Source organism: Bradyrhizobium sp. IC3195, from assembly GCF_020193585.1.
GTDB lineage: Bacteria > Pseudomonadota > Alphaproteobacteria > Rhizobiales > Xanthobacteraceae > Bradyrhizobium > Bradyrhizobium yuanmingense.
The window spans coordinates 484,999-500,318 of the sequence record NZ_JADYVG010000001.1; the positions used below are offsets into that span (position 1 = coordinate 484,999).

The 15,320-nt window shown below is 64.3% G+C and carries 16 protein-coding genes; 8 read left to right on the forward strand and 8 right to left on the reverse strand.

Annotated elements, in window-relative coordinates; genetic code table 11:
* The first annotated feature begins 7 nt into the window (after window positions 1-7).
* A complete protein-coding gene (purN, locus tag I6F09_RS02250) occupies window positions 8-661 on the forward strand; it encodes a phosphoribosylglycinamide formyltransferase (protein WP_225187475.1) in 654 nt (217 codons plus the stop codon).
* Between the two features lie 300 nt (window positions 662-961).
* On the opposite strand, the gene I6F09_RS02255 is transcribed toward purN, so the two are convergent.
* A complete protein-coding gene (locus I6F09_RS02255) occupies window positions 962-1,168 on the reverse strand; it encodes a cold-shock protein (protein WP_027576280.1) in 207 nt (68 codons plus the stop codon).
* Between the two features lie 379 nt (window positions 1,169-1,547).
* Between I6F09_RS02255 and I6F09_RS02260 the strand changes: the two genes are divergently transcribed.
* Window positions 1,548-2,714 carry an autotransporter outer membrane beta-barrel domain-containing protein gene (locus tag I6F09_RS02260; RefSeq protein WP_225187363.1) on the forward strand — a complete coding sequence of 389 codons (1,167 nt, stop codon included), beginning with the start codon at window positions 1,548-1,550 and terminating at the stop codon, window positions 2,712-2,714.
* 17 nt (window positions 2,715-2,731) lie between these two features.
* Here the strand turns inward: I6F09_RS02260 and I6F09_RS02265 are convergent, their stop codons facing one another.
* Window positions 2,732-3,772, reverse strand: coding sequence for a LysR family transcriptional regulator (locus I6F09_RS02265; protein ID WP_036000552.1), 1,041 nt, complete (start codon window positions 3,770-3,772; stop codon window positions 2,732-2,734).
* A gap of 68 nt (window positions 3,773-3,840) precedes the next feature.
* Here I6F09_RS02265 and I6F09_RS02270 point away from each other — a divergent pair, with 68 nt between their 5' ends.
* The 5 genes from I6F09_RS02270 (at window position 3,841) to I6F09_RS02290 (ending at window position 7,434) form a co-directional block, all read left to right on the forward strand.
* A complete protein-coding gene (locus I6F09_RS02270; protein WP_036022739.1) occupies window positions 3,841-4,458 on the forward strand; it encodes a hypothetical protein in 618 nt (205 codons plus the stop codon).
* Window positions 4,445-5,065: a GNAT family N-acetyltransferase gene (locus I6F09_RS02275; protein WP_036000546.1), complete on the forward strand. Its 621-nt coding sequence runs from the start codon at window positions 4,445-4,447 to the stop codon at window positions 5,063-5,065. The genes I6F09_RS02270 and I6F09_RS02275 overlap by 14 nt, the downstream gene beginning before the upstream one ends.
* 25 nt (window positions 5,066-5,090) lie before the next feature.
* A complete protein-coding gene (locus tag I6F09_RS02280; RefSeq protein WP_225187364.1) occupies window positions 5,091-5,654 on the forward strand; it encodes an isochorismatase family protein in 564 nt (187 codons plus the stop codon).
* Window positions 5,655-5,684: 30 nt separating this feature from the next.
* A complete protein-coding gene (locus I6F09_RS02285) occupies window positions 5,685-5,855 on the forward strand; it encodes a hypothetical protein (RefSeq protein WP_225133048.1) in 171 nt (56 codons plus the stop codon).
* A gap of 196 nt (window positions 5,856-6,051) precedes the next feature.
* Window positions 6,052-7,434, forward strand: coding sequence for an aspartate aminotransferase family protein (locus tag I6F09_RS02290; RefSeq protein WP_036000540.1), 1,383 nt, complete (start codon window positions 6,052-6,054; stop codon window positions 7,432-7,434).
* A 167-nt stretch (window positions 7,435-7,601) separates the two neighbouring features.
* Here the strand turns inward: I6F09_RS02290 and rnd are convergent, their stop codons facing one another.
* Both rnd and I6F09_RS02300 read right to left on the reverse strand, forming a co-directional pair.
* Window positions 7,602-8,750 (reverse strand): ribonuclease D, encoded by a 1,149-nt coding sequence (gene rnd, locus I6F09_RS02295; RefSeq protein WP_036000537.1) that lies wholly within the window; start codon window positions 8,748-8,750, stop codon window positions 7,602-7,604.
* A gap of 351 nt (window positions 8,751-9,101) precedes the next feature.
* Window positions 9,102-10,001 (reverse strand): LysR family transcriptional regulator, encoded by a 900-nt coding sequence (locus I6F09_RS02300; protein WP_057028984.1) that lies wholly within the window; start codon window positions 9,999-10,001, stop codon window positions 9,102-9,104.
* Between the two features lie 103 nt (window positions 10,002-10,104).
* Between I6F09_RS02300 and I6F09_RS02305 the strand changes: the two genes are divergently transcribed.
* Window positions 10,105-11,097 (forward strand): zinc-dependent alcohol dehydrogenase family protein, encoded by a 993-nt coding sequence (locus tag I6F09_RS02305; RefSeq protein WP_225187365.1) that lies wholly within the window; start codon window positions 10,105-10,107, stop codon window positions 11,095-11,097.
* A gap of 151 nt (window positions 11,098-11,248) precedes the next feature.
* On the opposite strand, the gene I6F09_RS02310 is transcribed toward I6F09_RS02305, so the two are convergent.
* Genes I6F09_RS02310 through I6F09_RS02325 form a run of 4 tightly spaced genes read right to left on the reverse strand, consistent with a single transcriptional unit; the run spans window position 11,249 to window position 15,261 of the window.
* The gene (locus tag I6F09_RS02310) at window positions 11,249-12,580 is read right to left on the reverse strand and encodes an ABC transporter substrate-binding protein (RefSeq protein ID WP_036000530.1); all 1,332 of its coding nucleotides are present in this window, start codon (window positions 12,578-12,580) and stop codon (window positions 11,249-11,251) included.
* Between the two features lie 11 nt (window positions 12,581-12,591).
* Window positions 12,592-13,461: a carbohydrate ABC transporter permease gene (locus tag I6F09_RS02315; RefSeq protein ID WP_225187366.1), complete on the reverse strand. Its 870-nt coding sequence runs from the start codon at window positions 13,459-13,461 to the stop codon at window positions 12,592-12,594.
* Window positions 13,458-14,408, reverse strand: coding sequence for a sugar ABC transporter permease (locus I6F09_RS02320; RefSeq protein WP_225187367.1), 951 nt, complete (start codon window positions 14,406-14,408; stop codon window positions 13,458-13,460). Before I6F09_RS02320 ends, I6F09_RS02315 begins: the two co-directional genes overlap by 4 nt.
* A gap of 1 nt (window position 14,409) precedes the next feature.
* Window positions 14,410-15,261, reverse strand: coding sequence for a phosphodiesterase (locus I6F09_RS02325; RefSeq protein WP_225187368.1), 852 nt, complete (start codon window positions 15,259-15,261; stop codon window positions 14,410-14,412).
* Window positions 15,262-15,320: the final 59 nt, after the last annotated feature.

Below are 15,320 nucleotides of genomic sequence, written 5' to 3' on the forward strand. Positions count from 1 at the left end.
CGCCGTGATGAAGCGCCGCGTCGCCATCCTGATTTCCGGGCGCGGCTCCAACATGGCTGCGCTGATCAGGGCAGCCGCCGCCGCGGATTTCCCGGCGGAGATCTCGCTCGTCATCTCGAACAAGGCGGATGCGCCCGGCCTCGAACGCGCCCGGGCGAGCGGCGTGACCACCGAGGTGATCGAAAGCAAGCTGTTCGGCAAGGACCGCGCCGGCTTCGAGACGGTGCTGCAGGCCGCGCTCGACAAGCACGGCATCGAGCTGATTTGTCTCGGCGGCTTCATGCGCCTGTTCACGGCCGAGTTCACCAAGGCCTGGTACGGGCGGATGCTCAACATCCATCCCTCGCTGCTGCCATCGTTCCCCGGCCTCGACCCGCACGGCCAGGCCCTGCGCGCCGGCGTCAAGCTCTCCGGCGCGACGGTCCACTTCGTCATTCCCGAGACCGATGCCGGCCCGATCGTGATGCAGGGCGCGGTTCCCGTCAGCGACCACGATACCGCGGAGACGCTGTCCGAGCGCATCCTCGAAGTCGAGCACCGCATCTATCCCGAGGCGCTGCGGCTGCTCGCGGCCGGTAAGGTCCGCATCGAGGGCGATGTCTGCAAGACGGCGGGAAGCGCAGCGTCGGAGAATTTTTTGGTATCGCCGGTGGTGAGTTAGACAGCTCGGGACTCAAGAGCCGTAGAGCAGTCGATCGACCAGTCTGCCGACTTGCCGGGGGTGATCGAACACACCCGCGAATGCCTCGTCGGGAAGGTCCGAGCCGAAAACATCGAACGGCGTGAGTGCCTTCTCGTCGCACGACGAAGCTGGGCGTTGGAGTTCGTCGGCCGTCGTCTCTGGTCGATTGGTGGTGATATTCGTTTCTCCAGCTACGCGCTGTTTTGCTGGCAGCTCGAAACAAAATCCCCCGGCAGAGCCGGGGGCAACGTCATGATCGCTCGCATGCCGCGAGAGACATCAGGAAACCTTGAGGTTCTCCGCGGATGATTTGCCGCGGTTCTCCACGAGGTCGAATTCAACCACCTGGTTCTCGTTGAGGGTGGAAAGTCCGGCACGCTCGACGGCGGAGATGTGGACGAACACGTCCTTGTCGCTGCCATTCGGCTTGATGAACCCATAGCCCTTTGTCGGGTTGAACCATTTGACGGTGCCCTTTTGCGGCATCGCTCGTCTCCTCCACTAGATATAAAAACGACGCGGCCGCTTTTTCGCGTGCCACGCCACAAACGGGCTCCCGGAAGTCTGTTCGAGTCTTGAGGCGCAATGTCGCGAAACGCACAGCAAACGGCCAATTCCGATTGTGAACGTTATTGCAACATGAAATTCGCCCGCTAGCAAGCCGCGCGCGGATCTCAAGAGCAAGCCAGGTGCCTTCAAGCGCAATTTGCGACCTGTGGCAGCAGAACCACAATCGGTGCAATAGCCTTGGCCGTTATGCGCCAACCGGTTGACCCCTCGTGGCAGTTCGGCCCAAATCGCCGCAAGCGCCGCAGACCGTGTTGCATTTTTGTGCGCCGCCACTTCGCTTTCGGGATTCATCGTCATGCGCTGCGCCGCGCAGCTCTTCGGGACACGGCAGACGATCGGGCTGGACCGCGTCCGGCGGATCGTGGCTGCGCTCGCGATGGCGTTTGCGCTGGTCGTGACGATGGCGGCCGTGAGCCCCGGCTTCGCGCAAAGCACGCCCACACCGACCCCGACGCCCACGCCGACACCCACGCCGTCACCGACCCCGATTCCGTCGCCGACCTCGACCAATCAAAATCAGTCAGCCGGCAACAGCATGCTCAATTTCGGCTCAGGCTTTCTGGAGCGGCTCGGCAATCAGGCCTCCGGCGGCGTCAACCGGGCGTTCCGCACCAATCCGGGCGGCGGCGGCGCCTCGGTGGCTGCGGAAGATCCGCGCTACCGCACCTGGTTCGAGGGCTATGGCCTGTCGGTTCGCACCGAAGCGCAAGGCGACTTCGTCGGCGACAAGCGCAAGACCTTCGGCGGCGTTGCCGGCTTTGGCGCGCGGCTCGCACCCGGCGCCAACATCGGATTCTCCGTCGACCACAGCCACACCGACATCGACGTGCCGCTGGCGCTGCAATCCGCAACCCTCGATCTCACCCAGCTCGGCTTCAGCGGCTCAATCGACAAGGGCCCGTGGACCTGGGCCTTTGCCGTGGTGCACGGCTTCGGCAAGGTCCATTCCAGCCGCGATACCGGCCTTGGCCTTGCGACCGCGCGCTATCGCGCCGCCGTGGACGGCGCGCTGACCGAGATCAGCTATTACTGGACCAAGGACGAGATGCGCATCGTGCCCAAGGGCGCGCTGGAATATGTGCGCGCCACCAGCGCCGCGTTCCAGGAGACCGGCGGGCTCGATCCGCTCAACGTCGGCTCGTCGGCGCTCTCGCGCGCGCGCATCATGCTCGGGGCCGAGGTCGGCCGCTATTTCATCATCGACCAGAAGATCCTGGACCTCTCGGCCTACGGCAAGTTCGTCGACAATTTCCACCAGGACCTCGGATCCATCCAGGTCAGTCTGGGCGCCCAGAACGTCATCGTCCCCGGCATCGGCGAGAGCCGTTACGGCGCGGATGCCGGCGCCTCGGCTTCGCTCAGCCTGACCAACGTGGCGAGGCTCTACGTCAATTACGACGGCAAATTTCGCAACGAGCTCACCTCGCACCAGGGCACGCTCGGCTTCGAATACAAATGGTGAGCTGACGCTCGCCTGCGTTAAGTCGGCGCCGTCGCCACGTATCCCGCCAGGCCAAAGCCCTCGCGCGCCGCCGTCATCATCGGCACCAGCGCGTTCGGATGGATGAACTCGTCGCGGAAGCAGGGATAGGTCCTGGCATCGAAGATCTTCTTCAGCCAGTCGACCACGATCTTGTGCCGCTCGGAGCTGCGGAACTCCTTGTGATAGGTGAGCCAGAGATCGGCGTGATGGCTGACGCCGAGATCGACCGCAACGAGCGGCGCACCGAGCGCGATCGATACCGTCGGCAGGAAGCCGATGCCGGCGCCGCGCTCCACCGCGTAGAGCACGCCCACCGACGAATTGGTCTTGATCCCGACGATGCCTTCGAGCGACTTCAGCCCGAGCACGCGGGCATAGGCGCCGTCGTCGACCTGCGGCGCGCTCTGCTTGATGATGCGGTGATTGTTCAGTTCGGCGAGCGTTGCCGGCACGCCGTAGAGGCTTTCATACTCCTTGGAGACGAAGGGATAGATGTGGAGGCGGCCGAGCTTGGCGACGATCAGATCGGGATTGGTCGGCGGCTCGAGCTGGATCGCGATATCGGATTCGAGCCGCGCGACGTCGGCCTGCTCCATCGCGCAGCGCAGATCGACCGTGATCTTGCGGTACGTCTTCTGGAAGTCGATCAGCCGCGGCAGGATCCAGAAATTGCCGGGGCCTTCCGTCACCGCGACGCGAACGGTGCCCGAGGTGTCGTTCGAGGACCGCGCCGCGCGGCGGAAGACGTTGAAGGCATGACGCTCCATATGCGTGACGTCGGCGATCATCGCGGCGCCTTCATCGCTGAGCGTCAGCCCGCTCTGGTCGCGCAGGAACAGCTTGCACCCAATGCTCTCCTCGAGCCGGTCGATGCGGCGCATCAGCGTGGTGGAGGTGAGGCCGAGCTCTTCGGCGGCATTCCGAAAACTTTTAAATTTTGCGCACGCTAAAAACAGCTTCAAATCATCCCAGGACGCGCCCAGGGCTTCTTCACGGTGCTGCATCATCGCAGCACCCCGGTGCAATAACTGCTGCATACTCCTGATCCCCAACCGCTAAGCTCGTCGTAGCGGGGCATGAAAGCCTCGAACGATAGAGGCGCGACATGAGTATGGAAAGGGGCACGTTTGCCGCAAGGCATGATTTCGATGCCTTGCCGCTGAGCCCGGACGTCGACGTCCGCTGTGCGCAATTTTCCGAAATTGGAGCGCTTTCGGAGATGGCGCACCGGCTGGTGCCGGGCGTGCAGATCGGGACGGCGGAGCTTGCCAAATATTACGTCTTCGATCCCCAGAGCATCCTGACATTCAGCCGCAAAGGCAAGCTCGTCGGCGGCATGGCCTTCCTGTTTCTCAATGACCGCGGACATGACGCGCTGCTGCTCGACGAGATTTGCCTCACCGCGCCCGAGACGCGTTATCTCGCATCGGCAGACGAAGACGTCGCTGCCATCTACATCTGGGCGATCGCGGCGACGGGCCGCGGCATCGCCGGTCTCGGTAAGGCCGCGGCTCATCTGCGGCAGATAAGGTTTCGCGATGCGGATTGCTATGCGCAGCCGTCAACGGTGGCCGGACGCGACATCATGAAGGCGACAGGCTTTGCGCCCGTCCCGAGCTTCCAACCCGACCTTTGGTGCTACGAGCGGCCCTGGCATCGACAGCCGATACGCATGCCGGGAGCGATCATCCAATCAAGGAGCTTTGCAGATGCACGGTACTAGGATTCCAGTCGCCAAGCCCTGTTCCCGCGCCATCACCATCCGCCTCGCGCGCGACCCAAGCGATCTCATGCTGGTGACCGCCATCCGCTCGGCGGTCTACCTCGCCGAGCAGGATTGTCCGTTCGAGGAGGAGTTCGACGGCAACGACATGGTCGCGGCGCATTTCATCGGCTTCGTCGGCAACGAGCCTGCGGGCTGCCTGCGGGTGCGCTTCTTCGGCGATTTCGCCAAGGTGGAGCGGCTTGCGGTGCGTCACCAATATCGGCGCTCGCGCGTCTCGTTCAAGCTGGTGCAGGCCAGTGTCGATTATGTGAAGCGCAAGGGCTTTCGCAAGATCTACGGCCAGGCGCAGGACCGGCTGGTCGATTTCTGGGCCCATTTCGGCGCCAAGCCGCTCGGTCACAACCGCAAGATCACGTTCTCGGATTTCTCCTACACGGAGATGCTGCTGGAGATCGAGCCGGGCCCGGACGCCATCACGCTGGATAGCGATCCCTATGTGATTATTCGTCCCGAGGGCGATTGGGACCGTCCTGGCGTGCTCGATGCCTCGGCCGGGCGGGCGGTGACCTCGCCGCTGCGGGACCTCGCGCTCGCCGACCGCTGAAACAGGTGCAGCTGCGCGCAACTCGATGCTGGTTTCAATGTACGATGATCCGCCGATCCTGGTCTGTGCGGATCTTCAGGTCGAGTACCTGACCCCCGGCCGCCGTCACGTTATCCGCGACGGCGATGCGACGACAGCGCGCTGCCTGGAACTCCTGACGCTGTGGCGCAGCAATCTATGGCCGGTGATGCATCTGAAGCGCATCGCGCAGGCGGCCTGGTTCAATCCGTCATCCAGGCTGACCGATTGGATCGCGGAGACCAGGCCACAACCGGGCGAGATGACGTTCGAGCACCCGCTGCCGTCCGCCTACAGCTCGTCGCGGTTTGGCGGCCACATGTCCGCTATCCGCACCACACGCTGCATCCTGATCGGCTTTTCCCTGGACGAGACCATCCTGGCCACTGCCGTCGAGGGGTTTCACCGCAGTCATCGCTACCATGTGATCACCGACGCGGTGGCTTGCCGGCAGCCGGGCACGGACGATGCCGCGGCCTACCGGCATGCGGTAGTGGATGTCATTGCGAATTTTGCTACAATCCAGTCCAGCGCCGAACTGATCAGAACCAGCGGCGCCGTTGCGGTGTAGGCGGCCGCGGCCGGTCGATGGGGTTGAGAATTGTCGCGGGGAGACGAGCTCAAGGAGCTGGCGAGCGATCTGTCGCATGCCGCCGAGAAGGCGCGCAGACTTGGGCTGCCTACCACGGTCTACTTGCTCTCGATGGCGCTGGTGGAGGTGAGGGAAGCCGTTTCCGCCACCGACGAAGTGGACGACGACGGCGCGGCGTGAGAGCTGCCCAGCCCGATTCTGCGATCCGCGGTCCTATCATGTGCGGCTTTGTGCATCGCTGCTGAGCGCTTGCCGCCGACGAATTGGCATTGCAAGTTTTGCGTCGTGGCAATAGCCAAGTACTTGAGACAAGTACTCGCCATCGAGTGATGACGCCGGCCCGCCGGCGGCGTGACGCTTTTAGGGATCATCGCAAATGTCCATGCTGCCCAATTCGCAAGAGGCCCGGGATGTGGCCTATCAGCTCCATCCCTACACCAATGCGCGCACGCATCAGCAGGCCGGTCCGCTGGTGATCGAGCGCGGCGAGGGGCCTTACGTCTTCGACGCGTCGGGCAAGCGCTATTTCGAAGCCATGGCGGGCCTGTGGAGCGTCGGGCTCGGCTTCAACGAGAAGCGACTGGTCGAGGCGGCGCACAAGCAGATGCAGGCGCTGCCGTTCTACCATACGTTCTCCGCCAAATCGCACGGTCCCTCGATCGACCTCGCCGAGAAACTGGTCGCGCTCGCGCCGGTGCCCATGAGCAAGGTGTTCTTCACCAATTCCGGCTCGGAAGCGAACGACACCGTGTTGAAGCTGATCGCCTATCGCTCCAACGCGCTCGGCCAACCGCAGCGCAAGAAGGTGATCAGCCGCCTGCGTGCCTATCACGGCGTCACCATCGCATCCGCCAGCCTCACGGGCCTGCCGAACAACCACCGCTCGTTCGACCTGCCGCTGCCGAACATCCTGCATACGGGCTCGCCGCACTTCTACAAGGACGGCGCCCCCGGCGAGAGCGAGGAAGCCTTCGCCACGCGCCGGGCCGAGGAGCTCGACGCCCTGATCCAGAAGGAAGGGCCGGATACGATCGCGGCGTTCTTCGGCGAGCCGGTGATGGGGGCGGGCGGTGTCGTGGTGCCGCCGGCGACCTATTGGGACAAGATCCAGAAGGTCCTGAAGAAGTACGACATTCTCCTGGTCGCCGACGAGGTGATCTGCGGTTTCGGCCGCACTGGCAAGATGTTCGGCTGCGAGACCTACGGCATCAAGCCCGATGCGATCGTCGTCTCCAAGCAGATCACATCGAGCTATTTCCCGCTCTCGGCGATCATCCTGAACGACCGCATGTTCGAGCCGATCGCGGACGAGAGCAACAAGATCGGCGTGCTCGGCCACGGCTTCACCGCGGGCGGCCATCCGGTCGGCTCGGCGATTGCGCTGGAGAACCTCAAGATCATCGAGGAGCGCGGCCTCGTCGCACACGCGGCCGAGCTCGGTGGCTACATGCAGGGCCGCTTGCGTGAACTCGCCAGCCACCCGCTGGTCGGCGAGGTCCGCGGCGTCGGCATGATCGCCGCGCTCGAGCTCGTGCTCGACAAGGCGCGCAAGACCGCGGCGGCAACGCCGGGCGCCGTCGGCGGCATCGCCAGCCGCATGCTCCAGGAGCGCGGCGTGATCTCGCGCAACATGCTCGATGCCATCGCGATCTGCCCGCCGCTGATCACGACCAAGACCCAGATCGACGAACTGGTGGACGCGATCTCCGGCGTGCTGAACGACATGAAGAGCGAAGTGGCGAAGCTGACGCCGGCGTAAGGCTTCGTCGCTCTCTCCGTCGTCATTGCGAGGAGCTCTTGCGACGAAGCAATCCAGACTGTTTCCGACGAGGGATTCTGGATTGCTTCCCTGAACCTGTCATCGGGCCGCGCTTCGCGCGGAGCCGTTGGCTCGCAATGACGGGAAATCGGCGCGACAGCGTGCCCCTACGCCCGCTGCACCCCGATCACGCGGCCTTTCTCGATCGCGAGCGCGAGCTCGCCGCGCTTGAGCTTCAGCGCGGCGTCGCCGAACAGCTCGCGGCGCCAACCGCGCAAGGCGGGCACGTCGGCCTCATCGTCCGCCGCGATCTCCTCTAAGTCGTCGACGGTCGCGATCACCTTGCTTGCGACCGCGTGGCGCTCGGCGGTCATCCGCAACAGCACCTTCAACAGCTCGACGATGGCGGCGCCGTTGGAATTGTTGCGCGGTTTCTCCAGCTTGGGCAGCTTCGAGAAGTCCCGCGCCAGCCCCCGCTCGACCGCTGCGATGATGTCCGCGCCCCATTTGGATTTCTCGAACCCCTTCGGCACCGAGCGCAGATGGGCGAGCTTCTCCAGCGTGGTCGGCGCGTGGGTCGCGATGTCGGTGACGGCTTCGTCGCGCAGCACGCGGCCGCGCGGCACGTCGCGGCTCTGCGCCTCCTGTTCGCGCCAGGCCGCGACCTCCATCAGCACCGCGAGGTCCTTGGGCTTGCGGACCCGCGTCTTCAGCCGCTCCCAGGCGCGCTCGGGATGGAAATCATAGGTGCGGGGCGAGGTCAGGACCTCCATCTCGATGGAGACCCATTCGCTGCGGCGGCGCTTCTTCAGGTCGGCGTCGAGCGCGGCGAACACGTCGCGCAAATGGGTGACGTCGGAGACCGCGTAGTGCATCTGCTCCTTGGTCAGCGGCCGGCGCGACCAGTCGGTGAAGCGGTGGGTCTTGTCCGGGCGGTGGCCGGTGACCTTCTCGACCAGGGCGTCATAGGCGATGCTGTCGCCGTAACCGAGCACCATCGCAGCCACCTGGGTGTCGAACACCGGGTGCGGGATGATGCCCGCCTGGTGCCAGATGATCTCAATGTCCTGGCGGGCGGCGTGAAACACCTTGAGCACGCCCTCGTTGCCCATCAGCTCGAAGAACGGCTTGAGATCGATCCCCTCGGCCAGGGTGTCGATCACCACGGCTTCCTCGGCGCTGGCCATCTGCACCACGCACAGCAGCGGGTAGTAAGTGGTCTCGCGCAGGAATTCGGTATCGACTGTTATGACGGGGTGCTTGGCCAGCCGGCTGCAGGCAGCCGCGAGGTCAGCGGTGGTGGTAATTAAATCCATGAACGGCCCATGACACTTGGTATCAGCCGTTCCGCCGAAAGTGCTGTGATGTCAAGGGGCTCTGAGCGAATTCGAGCCTTGCATCGGGCCGGAATCGTCCCTTTCCGACGAAAATCCTATTCGTAGCGGACCCGCTGCGAGGATTTTCGTGCGCAGGGCAGCGCCACCACGAGGACGCACATGGCGACCAGCGCCAGTCCCAGGAACTCGATAACCAACAGATCCACGGCGAAATCTCCAGAAACATTGATAGATTTGTCGGGGCTGCGTTGAGGGTCTGTTAATTGTGATGGTTACCGGCGGCGGGCCGGGGCGGATGGTGGACGAGAAGTTAATTGGGCGCAGCCATGGTCACGCCATCAGCTTCGGCAAGCCGGTCGCGAGGATGTCCACGGCGGCGCGCACCTTCGGCGGCAGCCGGGGTGAGCGCGGCCAGAGAGCGTGGCACTCGTAGAGGAATGGGGGCTGACTGCTGAAGAGATTGACCAGCGCACCCGTGTCGAGGCGCTCGCGGACCAGCCAATAGGGTAGCCAGGCGAGACCCATGCCTTGTGCCGCGGCATCGGCAATCGCCTCCAGGTCGTCAAGTCGGAGCCGGCCCGATGGCATGATCTCGCGATGAGGCCCGCCCTCCTGCGGAAAGAGCCACGGCCGGACACGCCCTGAGCCGCGATAGATGATCGCTTGATGGGCGGCGAGATCGTCGAGCGATTTCGGCTTGCCGCTCGTGCGCAAATACGACCGCGCGCCACATACCACCATGCGCTGGCTTGCGATGCGCCGTGCGATCAGGCCGGACTGGTCGTCGAGATCGCCGGTTCGGATTGCCAGATCGTAGCCGGCCTCGACGATGTCGGCAATCGGATCGCCGAACGAGAGGTCGAGTTCGAGATGCGGATATTTCCGCGCGAGCTTCATCAGCAACGGCGCAATGCAGTGCCGTCCCAGCAGGGCCGGCATGGTGACGCGCAGCCTGCCGCGCGGCTCCGACAACTGGTCGGCAACGACGCTATCTGCGGCTTCGGCCTCGCTCAGCACCGCGCGGCAGCGTTCGTAGTAGGCCTGGCCGGCGTCGGTCAGGCTCTGGCGCCGCGTGGTGCGGTTGAGGAGCCGTGCCCCGAGGCGCTCTTCGAGGAAACGGACGTGCTTGCCAACCATCGGCCCCGACATCTCCAGGGCATCGGCCGCAGCCGCGAACGAGCCGAGATCGACGGCCCTGACGAACACGGCCATGCTGGTCAGGCGGTCCATGATTGAAAACTCCTGGTTTCGACTGTTGGCTTGCTTGGGCGATTTATCCTCTTCGCACGGATCGGCATAGCTCTATTCAGTTCAACTGTTTTGGAGTGCATCCATGGCCCGCGCCGTTCGCTTTTATCGCCATGGTGGTCCCGACGTGCTGCGCATCGAACCCATCGATGTTCCGCCACCGGCGACGGGAGAGGTGCAGATCCGGGTCAAGGCACTCGGCCTCAATCGCGCCGAGGCCTTGTTGCGAACGGGGACCTATATCGAGCGCGCGACATTTCCATCTGGGCTGGGTCTCGAGGCGGCCGGCATCGTCGAAGCGGTCGGGGACGATGTGACGAGCTTTGTGCCGGGCGATATCGTGAGCATCGTGCCGGCGCTGTCGATGGTGCGATGGCCGGCCTATGCCGAGCTCGCGACGTTTCCGGCCGAACTCATCGTGAAACATCCGCCGGAGCTCGGCTTCGAGACGGCGGCGGCCGTGTGGATGCAGTATCTGACAGCCTACGGCGCTTTGGTCGACATCGCCCGACTTGGTCGAGGGGACATCGTCGCCATCACCGCTGCATCCAGCAGCGTCGGGATTGCGGCGATTCAGATTGCGAACCGGGTCGGCGCGACCGCGGTCGCGCTGACGCGGACCTCGGCCAAGCTTGGGGCCTTGCGCGATGCCGGCGCGGCCCATGTCGTCGCCTCGGACGAAGACGACATTCGGGCGCGGCTGGAGGCGATCGCCGGATCTAACGGGGTCCGCGTCGTCTTCGACGCCGTCGGTGGTCCCGCGTTCGAGCCGCTGACCGCGGCCATGTCGCCGGGCGGAATCCTGATCGAATATGGTGGATTGAGTCCTGAGCCGACGCCGTTTCCGCTGTTCAACGTGTTGACGAAGAGCCTGGTGTTGCGCGGCTACCTCGTGCACGAGATCATCCGCGATCCCGCGCGCCTCGCGCAGGCCAAGGCGTTCATTCTCGACGGGCTGTCGGATCGCACGTTGCAGCCGGTCATCGCCAGGACGTTCCGCTTCGAGGACATCGTCGAAGCGCATCGGTTTCTGGAGTCGAACGATCAGTTCGGCAAGATCGTGGTGACGATCTGTTGAAGTGTCTTTCGTGAGCGCTGCTTCGTAGGGTGGGCAAAGCGAAGCGTGCCCACCATCGATCAACAGAGTTGAGAGGTAGATGGTGGGCACGGCGCTATGCGCCTTTGCCCACCCTAAGAGATGCGTATTCGGTTCGAAATCGTACAGCCCCTTACGGCAGCTTGAGCGACGTCTCCGCGTTGTACGGCTTGAGCGTCTCGTCGGCGGCTTTCTGGGCGGCGGCGAGGGCTTCCTTCGGCTGCTTCTTGCCGTTGAGGACCAGCATCACCTCGTCCTCGAGGTTCTTGCGCACCGGCACGGTCTTGTAGGTCGCAAACCACGGCTTTGCGACGTCGAGCTGCTCGACGGCGGTCTTGGCGTCCGGGTTCTTGCCCAGGAATTCGACCATCTCCGGCGTCTTGTAGGCGGCCATGTTTGGCGCGAAATAGCCGGTGGCGCGGCTCCACCAGCCGCTCTTCTCGGGCGAGGTCATCCACTTGATCAGCGTCCAGGCGGCCTTCTGCTTGTCGGCCTCAAGCCCGGCCGGCATGATCAGGGAGGCGCCCCCGATCGGCACCGCGTTGCGGACGTTGCGCGGGATGAAGGCGACCTTGTAGGGGAACTTGGCGTTGTCGCGCACATAGGTGAGCGAGCCTGTCGACAGCATCATCATCGCGGCATTGCCCGAGATGAAGGAGGTGCTCACCGCAGGGCCGGGCGTGGCGCCGGGCGTGTGGACCTTGTGCTTGTAGATCAGGTCGTTCCACCAGGTCAGTGCACCCAGCATCGAGGGCGTGTCGTAATAGACCTCGCCGCCGAACTCCTCGTTGTAGTAGCGCCCGCCATTGCTCATGGTGAGCGTTTCCATCATCCAGCCGCAATAGTCGTAGGCGCAGGGGATCGCGATGCCCCATTGGGTCACCTTGTCGCCCTCGCGCTTGGTCAGCTTCTTGGCCCAGTCGGTGAGCTCGGCCCAGGTCTGCGGCGGCTTGCTCGGATCAAGGCCCGCTTCCTTGGCCTTGTCGGCGTTGATGTAGAGCAGCGGCGTCGAATTGTGGAACGGCACGCCGTAGACCGAGCGGTTGATCACGGCATTGCCGTGCAGCGCCGGGAAGAACTGGCCGAGGAACTGGTCCTTGGTGGTGCCGTCGGCCTTGATCAGCGCATCGAGATTGGTGAGCTCGTTCTCGATCTGCATGTCGAGCAGGAAGTTCGCTGACATGATCACGGCGGCCGGCGGCTTGCCGGCCTTGATCGCGGCGCGGGTCTTGATCAGCGTGTCGTCATAGGAGCCGGTGTAGACCGCAGTCGCCTTGACGCTGGGATGAGTCTCGTTGAACTCCTTGATCAGGGTGCCCATGTCGCGGGCGAGCTTGCCGTCGACGGGGACGGGAAAGAACAGGTCGACCTCGGTCGGACCTTCGGCCTTGGCCGGAACGGCGAGGGCGCCTGCCATGGTGCCTACCATGGCAAGGCCGAGCATGAGCCTGCGAGAGAACAGCATCGGAAAATCTCCTATTTGATGCCTGAGGTGACGAAAGAGCTTATGAAGCGTTTCTGGAAGATCAGGAAGGCGACGAGCAGAGGCGCGATCACCATGAGCGTGCCGGCGGCGATGGTGCCCCAGGCCTGCGTGCCTTCGGCGGTCTTGGTGAAGACGGAGAGGCCGATCGTGAGCGGGCGCTTGTCCGGCGAATTGATCACCATCAGGGGCCACAGGAAGTCGTTCCAGTGGCTGGTCACGGAGATGATGGCGAAGGCCGAGAAGCTCGGCATCGACAGCGGCACGTAGATGTGGCGGATGCGCTGGAACAGGCCGGCGCCGTCGATCAGGGCGGCGTCTTCCAGCTCGGTCGGAATGGCCTCGAACGCCTGGCGCATCAGGAAGGTGCCGAAGGCCGAGGCGAAGAACGGCATCATCACCCCGGTGAGCGTGTCGTAGAGACCGAGCTGCGCCACCAGCGACAGGTTCGGCACGATCAGCAGCACCGGCACCAGCATCAGCTGCATCAGGAACAGGTAGAAGATCGGCGTCTTGCCGGCGAAATCGAGGCGCGCGAAGGCAAAGCCGGCCAGCGTGATCGTGACGAATTGCACCAGCAAAATGCCGGTGCAGATGATCGTGGTGTTGAGCGTGTAGCGCGGGAAATCGCCGATCTCCCAGGCGTCTCTGACATTGTCGAGCGTGGGTTTGAGGCTCGGCATCAGCTCGGCCATGGCGTTGATGCCGTCGGAGGCCGGGCGCAGCGTCGCGACGACCATCCACAGGAATGGGATCAGCCAGACCATCGCGAGCAGCACCGTCAGCGCAAAGCCGATCTTGGGCGTGATCTCGCCGCGGGTGGCGAGCGGGGCGTCCTTCCACAGCGTATCAAACAGCTTCATGGCCCGCCCTCGCGGTTCGCCATGGTGCGGAAGGACAGCGCGGTGAGGGCCATCAGCGCGGCCAGCGTCAGCAGCGTCGCCGCCGAGGCCTTGCCGATGTCGTAGTGCTCGACCGCCTGCTGGTAGATGTAGAACAGCACGAGATTGGTCGCGTTGGACGGCCCGCCCTGGGTCAGGACGAAGACGTGGTCGACCTGCGTCACCGCATTCAGCGTGGCGATGACGGTGACGAACAGGAAGGTGGGCTTGAGCTCCGGCAGGATGATGTGGCGCAGCCGCCGATACGGTCCGGCGCCGTCGAGATGCGCGGCCTCCATCACGTCCTCGGGCACGGCCTGGAGGCCGGCGAGGAAGAACAGCATGTAATAGCCGGCGTTCTTCCAGATCGTGATGACCATGATCGCATAGAGCGCGATGTCGGGATCGCCGAGCCAGTTCGGCAGCACCGGCAGCAGCCGGCCGATGTAATAGTCGAGCAGGCCGACGTTCGGCAGGAAGATGAACAGGAACAGCGCCGAGGCCGCGACCATCGGGATCAGCACCGGCAGGAACAGCGCGGCGCGCAGCGCGCTGTTCACGGCATGAGTGCGCGCCAGCGCCAGCGCGAACAACAGCGCAAGCGCGATGCTCGGCACTGCCGTGCCGACGGCGTAGATCAAATTGTTGACGACGGCTCCTGCGAAGGCGGGGTCGGCAAGCACCGCGCTGATGTTCTCAAAGCCGACGAAACGCACCGGCGCCTTCGGCGTCGCGCGCTGATAGAGCGCATCGATCAGCACGCGCCCCATCGCGCCATAGGTGAACAGCGCGAGGAAGACCAGCGAGGGCAGGAGCAGCAGATAGGCCGGCAGCGAGGCCTTGAAGCGGCTCGTGAAGCGCTTCAGAAGGTGCAGACGCGGTGCCGCCGACGTCGCGACCGGGAGAGCCGCGGGTTCAGCGAGGCTCATCTCATCGCGCCCGGAAATTGAGCGCGTAGTCGCGGCCGTCCACTCCCGCCGGCGGCTCGAAGGGGAAGCGCAGACTCTGGTCGAGGAAATCGTGGCTGTGCACGACGAGGTTCTCGTTGTCGATCAGCACGACGCCATAGGCCGGCGGCTCGTGGCTGGCGAGATGCTCGCTGGCCGCGACGTTGAGCTCGAACCAGACCTGGTGGTTGGTCCCGCGCAGCGTCGAGAACGGGATCTTGCCGTAGCTGCCGAAGATCGGCCGGTGCACATGGCCGAAGAAAAGGTGGCGGATCCGCGCGCGATAGGGCGCGATGACTTCCGCGAATTCGGCGCTCTGCTTCAGCGCGATCTCGTCCATGGCGTGGACGCCGACCGGGAAGGGCGGATGGTGCATGAACACGACGAATTCCTGATCGGCGGGCGCGGCGGCGAGTGTGCTTGCCAGCCAGCCGAGGCGCCTTACGCACATCTCGCCGGCATGGCTGGTCTCGTCCAGCGTGTCGAGGAAGACGAACAGGCCGTGCTCGGTGGTGCGCGTGCCCTGCACGAAGCCGTTGGCATCGCGCGGCGCCGCCTTCAGCGCGTCCAGGCAGGTGACGCGCTTGTCGTGATTGCCGACCATCGCGATGTAGGGAATCTTCAACGCCGTCATCGCCTCGGCGAAGTTGGCGTAGGACTGAGGCTCGCCCCAATGGGTGAGATCGCCGGTCACGACCGCAAACGCAGCGTCGGACTGGTGCTTGTTGATGTCGGCGATCGCCGCATCCAGCCGGGCGCGCGGATCGAGGCCGTAGAGCATCGAGCCGGGATTCGCGAGATGCGTGTCGGTGAGGTGGATGAATTTGAAGGGCATGGCGCGCCTAAATCGGGACGGTTGGAGGATCGGCGCCTCCGGCAAGACGGCGCTCTCAG

Coding starts and splice junctions, on each gene's coding strand:
- I6F09_RS02325 (WP_225187368.1), bottom strand. CDS start 15,261: ATGCCCTTCAAATTCATCCACCTCACCGACACGCATCTCGCGAATCCC.
- I6F09_RS02320 (WP_225187367.1), bottom strand. CDS start 14,408: ATGAGCCTCGCTGAACCCGCGGCTCTCCCGGTCGCGACGTCGGCGGCA.
- purN (WP_225187475.1), top strand. CDS start 8: ATGAAGCGCCGCGTCGCCATCCTGATTTCCGGGCGCGGCTCCAACATG.
- I6F09_RS02290 (WP_036000540.1), top strand. CDS start 6,052: ATGTCCATGCTGCCCAATTCGCAAGAGGCCCGGGATGTGGCCTATCAG.
- I6F09_RS02310 (WP_036000530.1), bottom strand. CDS start 12,580: ATGCTGTTCTCTCGCAGGCTCATGCTCGGCCTTGCCATGGTAGGCACC.
- rnd (WP_036000537.1), bottom strand. CDS start 8,750: ATGGATTTAATTACCACCACCGCTGACCTCGCGGCTGCCTGCAGCCGG.
- I6F09_RS02280 (WP_225187364.1), top strand. CDS start 5,091: ATGCTGGTTTCAATGTACGATGATCCGCCGATCCTGGTCTGTGCGGAT.
- I6F09_RS02270 (WP_036022739.1), top strand. CDS start 3,841: ATGAGTATGGAAAGGGGCACGTTTGCCGCAAGGCATGATTTCGATGCC.
- I6F09_RS02305 (WP_225187365.1), top strand. CDS start 10,105: ATGGCCCGCGCCGTTCGCTTTTATCGCCATGGTGGTCCCGACGTGCTG.
- I6F09_RS02260 (WP_225187363.1), top strand. CDS start 1,548: ATGCGCTGCGCCGCGCAGCTCTTCGGGACACGGCAGACGATCGGGCTG.
- I6F09_RS02265 (WP_036000552.1), bottom strand. CDS start 3,772: ATGCAGCAGTTATTGCACCGGGGTGCTGCGATGATGCAGCACCGTGAA.
- I6F09_RS02275 (WP_036000546.1), top strand. CDS start 4,445: ATGCACGGTACTAGGATTCCAGTCGCCAAGCCCTGTTCCCGCGCCATC.
- I6F09_RS02300 (WP_057028984.1), bottom strand. CDS start 10,001: ATGGACCGCCTGACCAGCATGGCCGTGTTCGTCAGGGCCGTCGATCTC.
- I6F09_RS02315 (WP_225187366.1), bottom strand. CDS start 13,461: ATGAAGCTGTTTGATACGCTGTGGAAGGACGCCCCGCTCGCCACCCGC.
- I6F09_RS02255 (WP_027576280.1), bottom strand. CDS start 1,168: ATGCCGCAAAAGGGCACCGTCAAATGGTTCAACCCGACAAAGGGCTAT.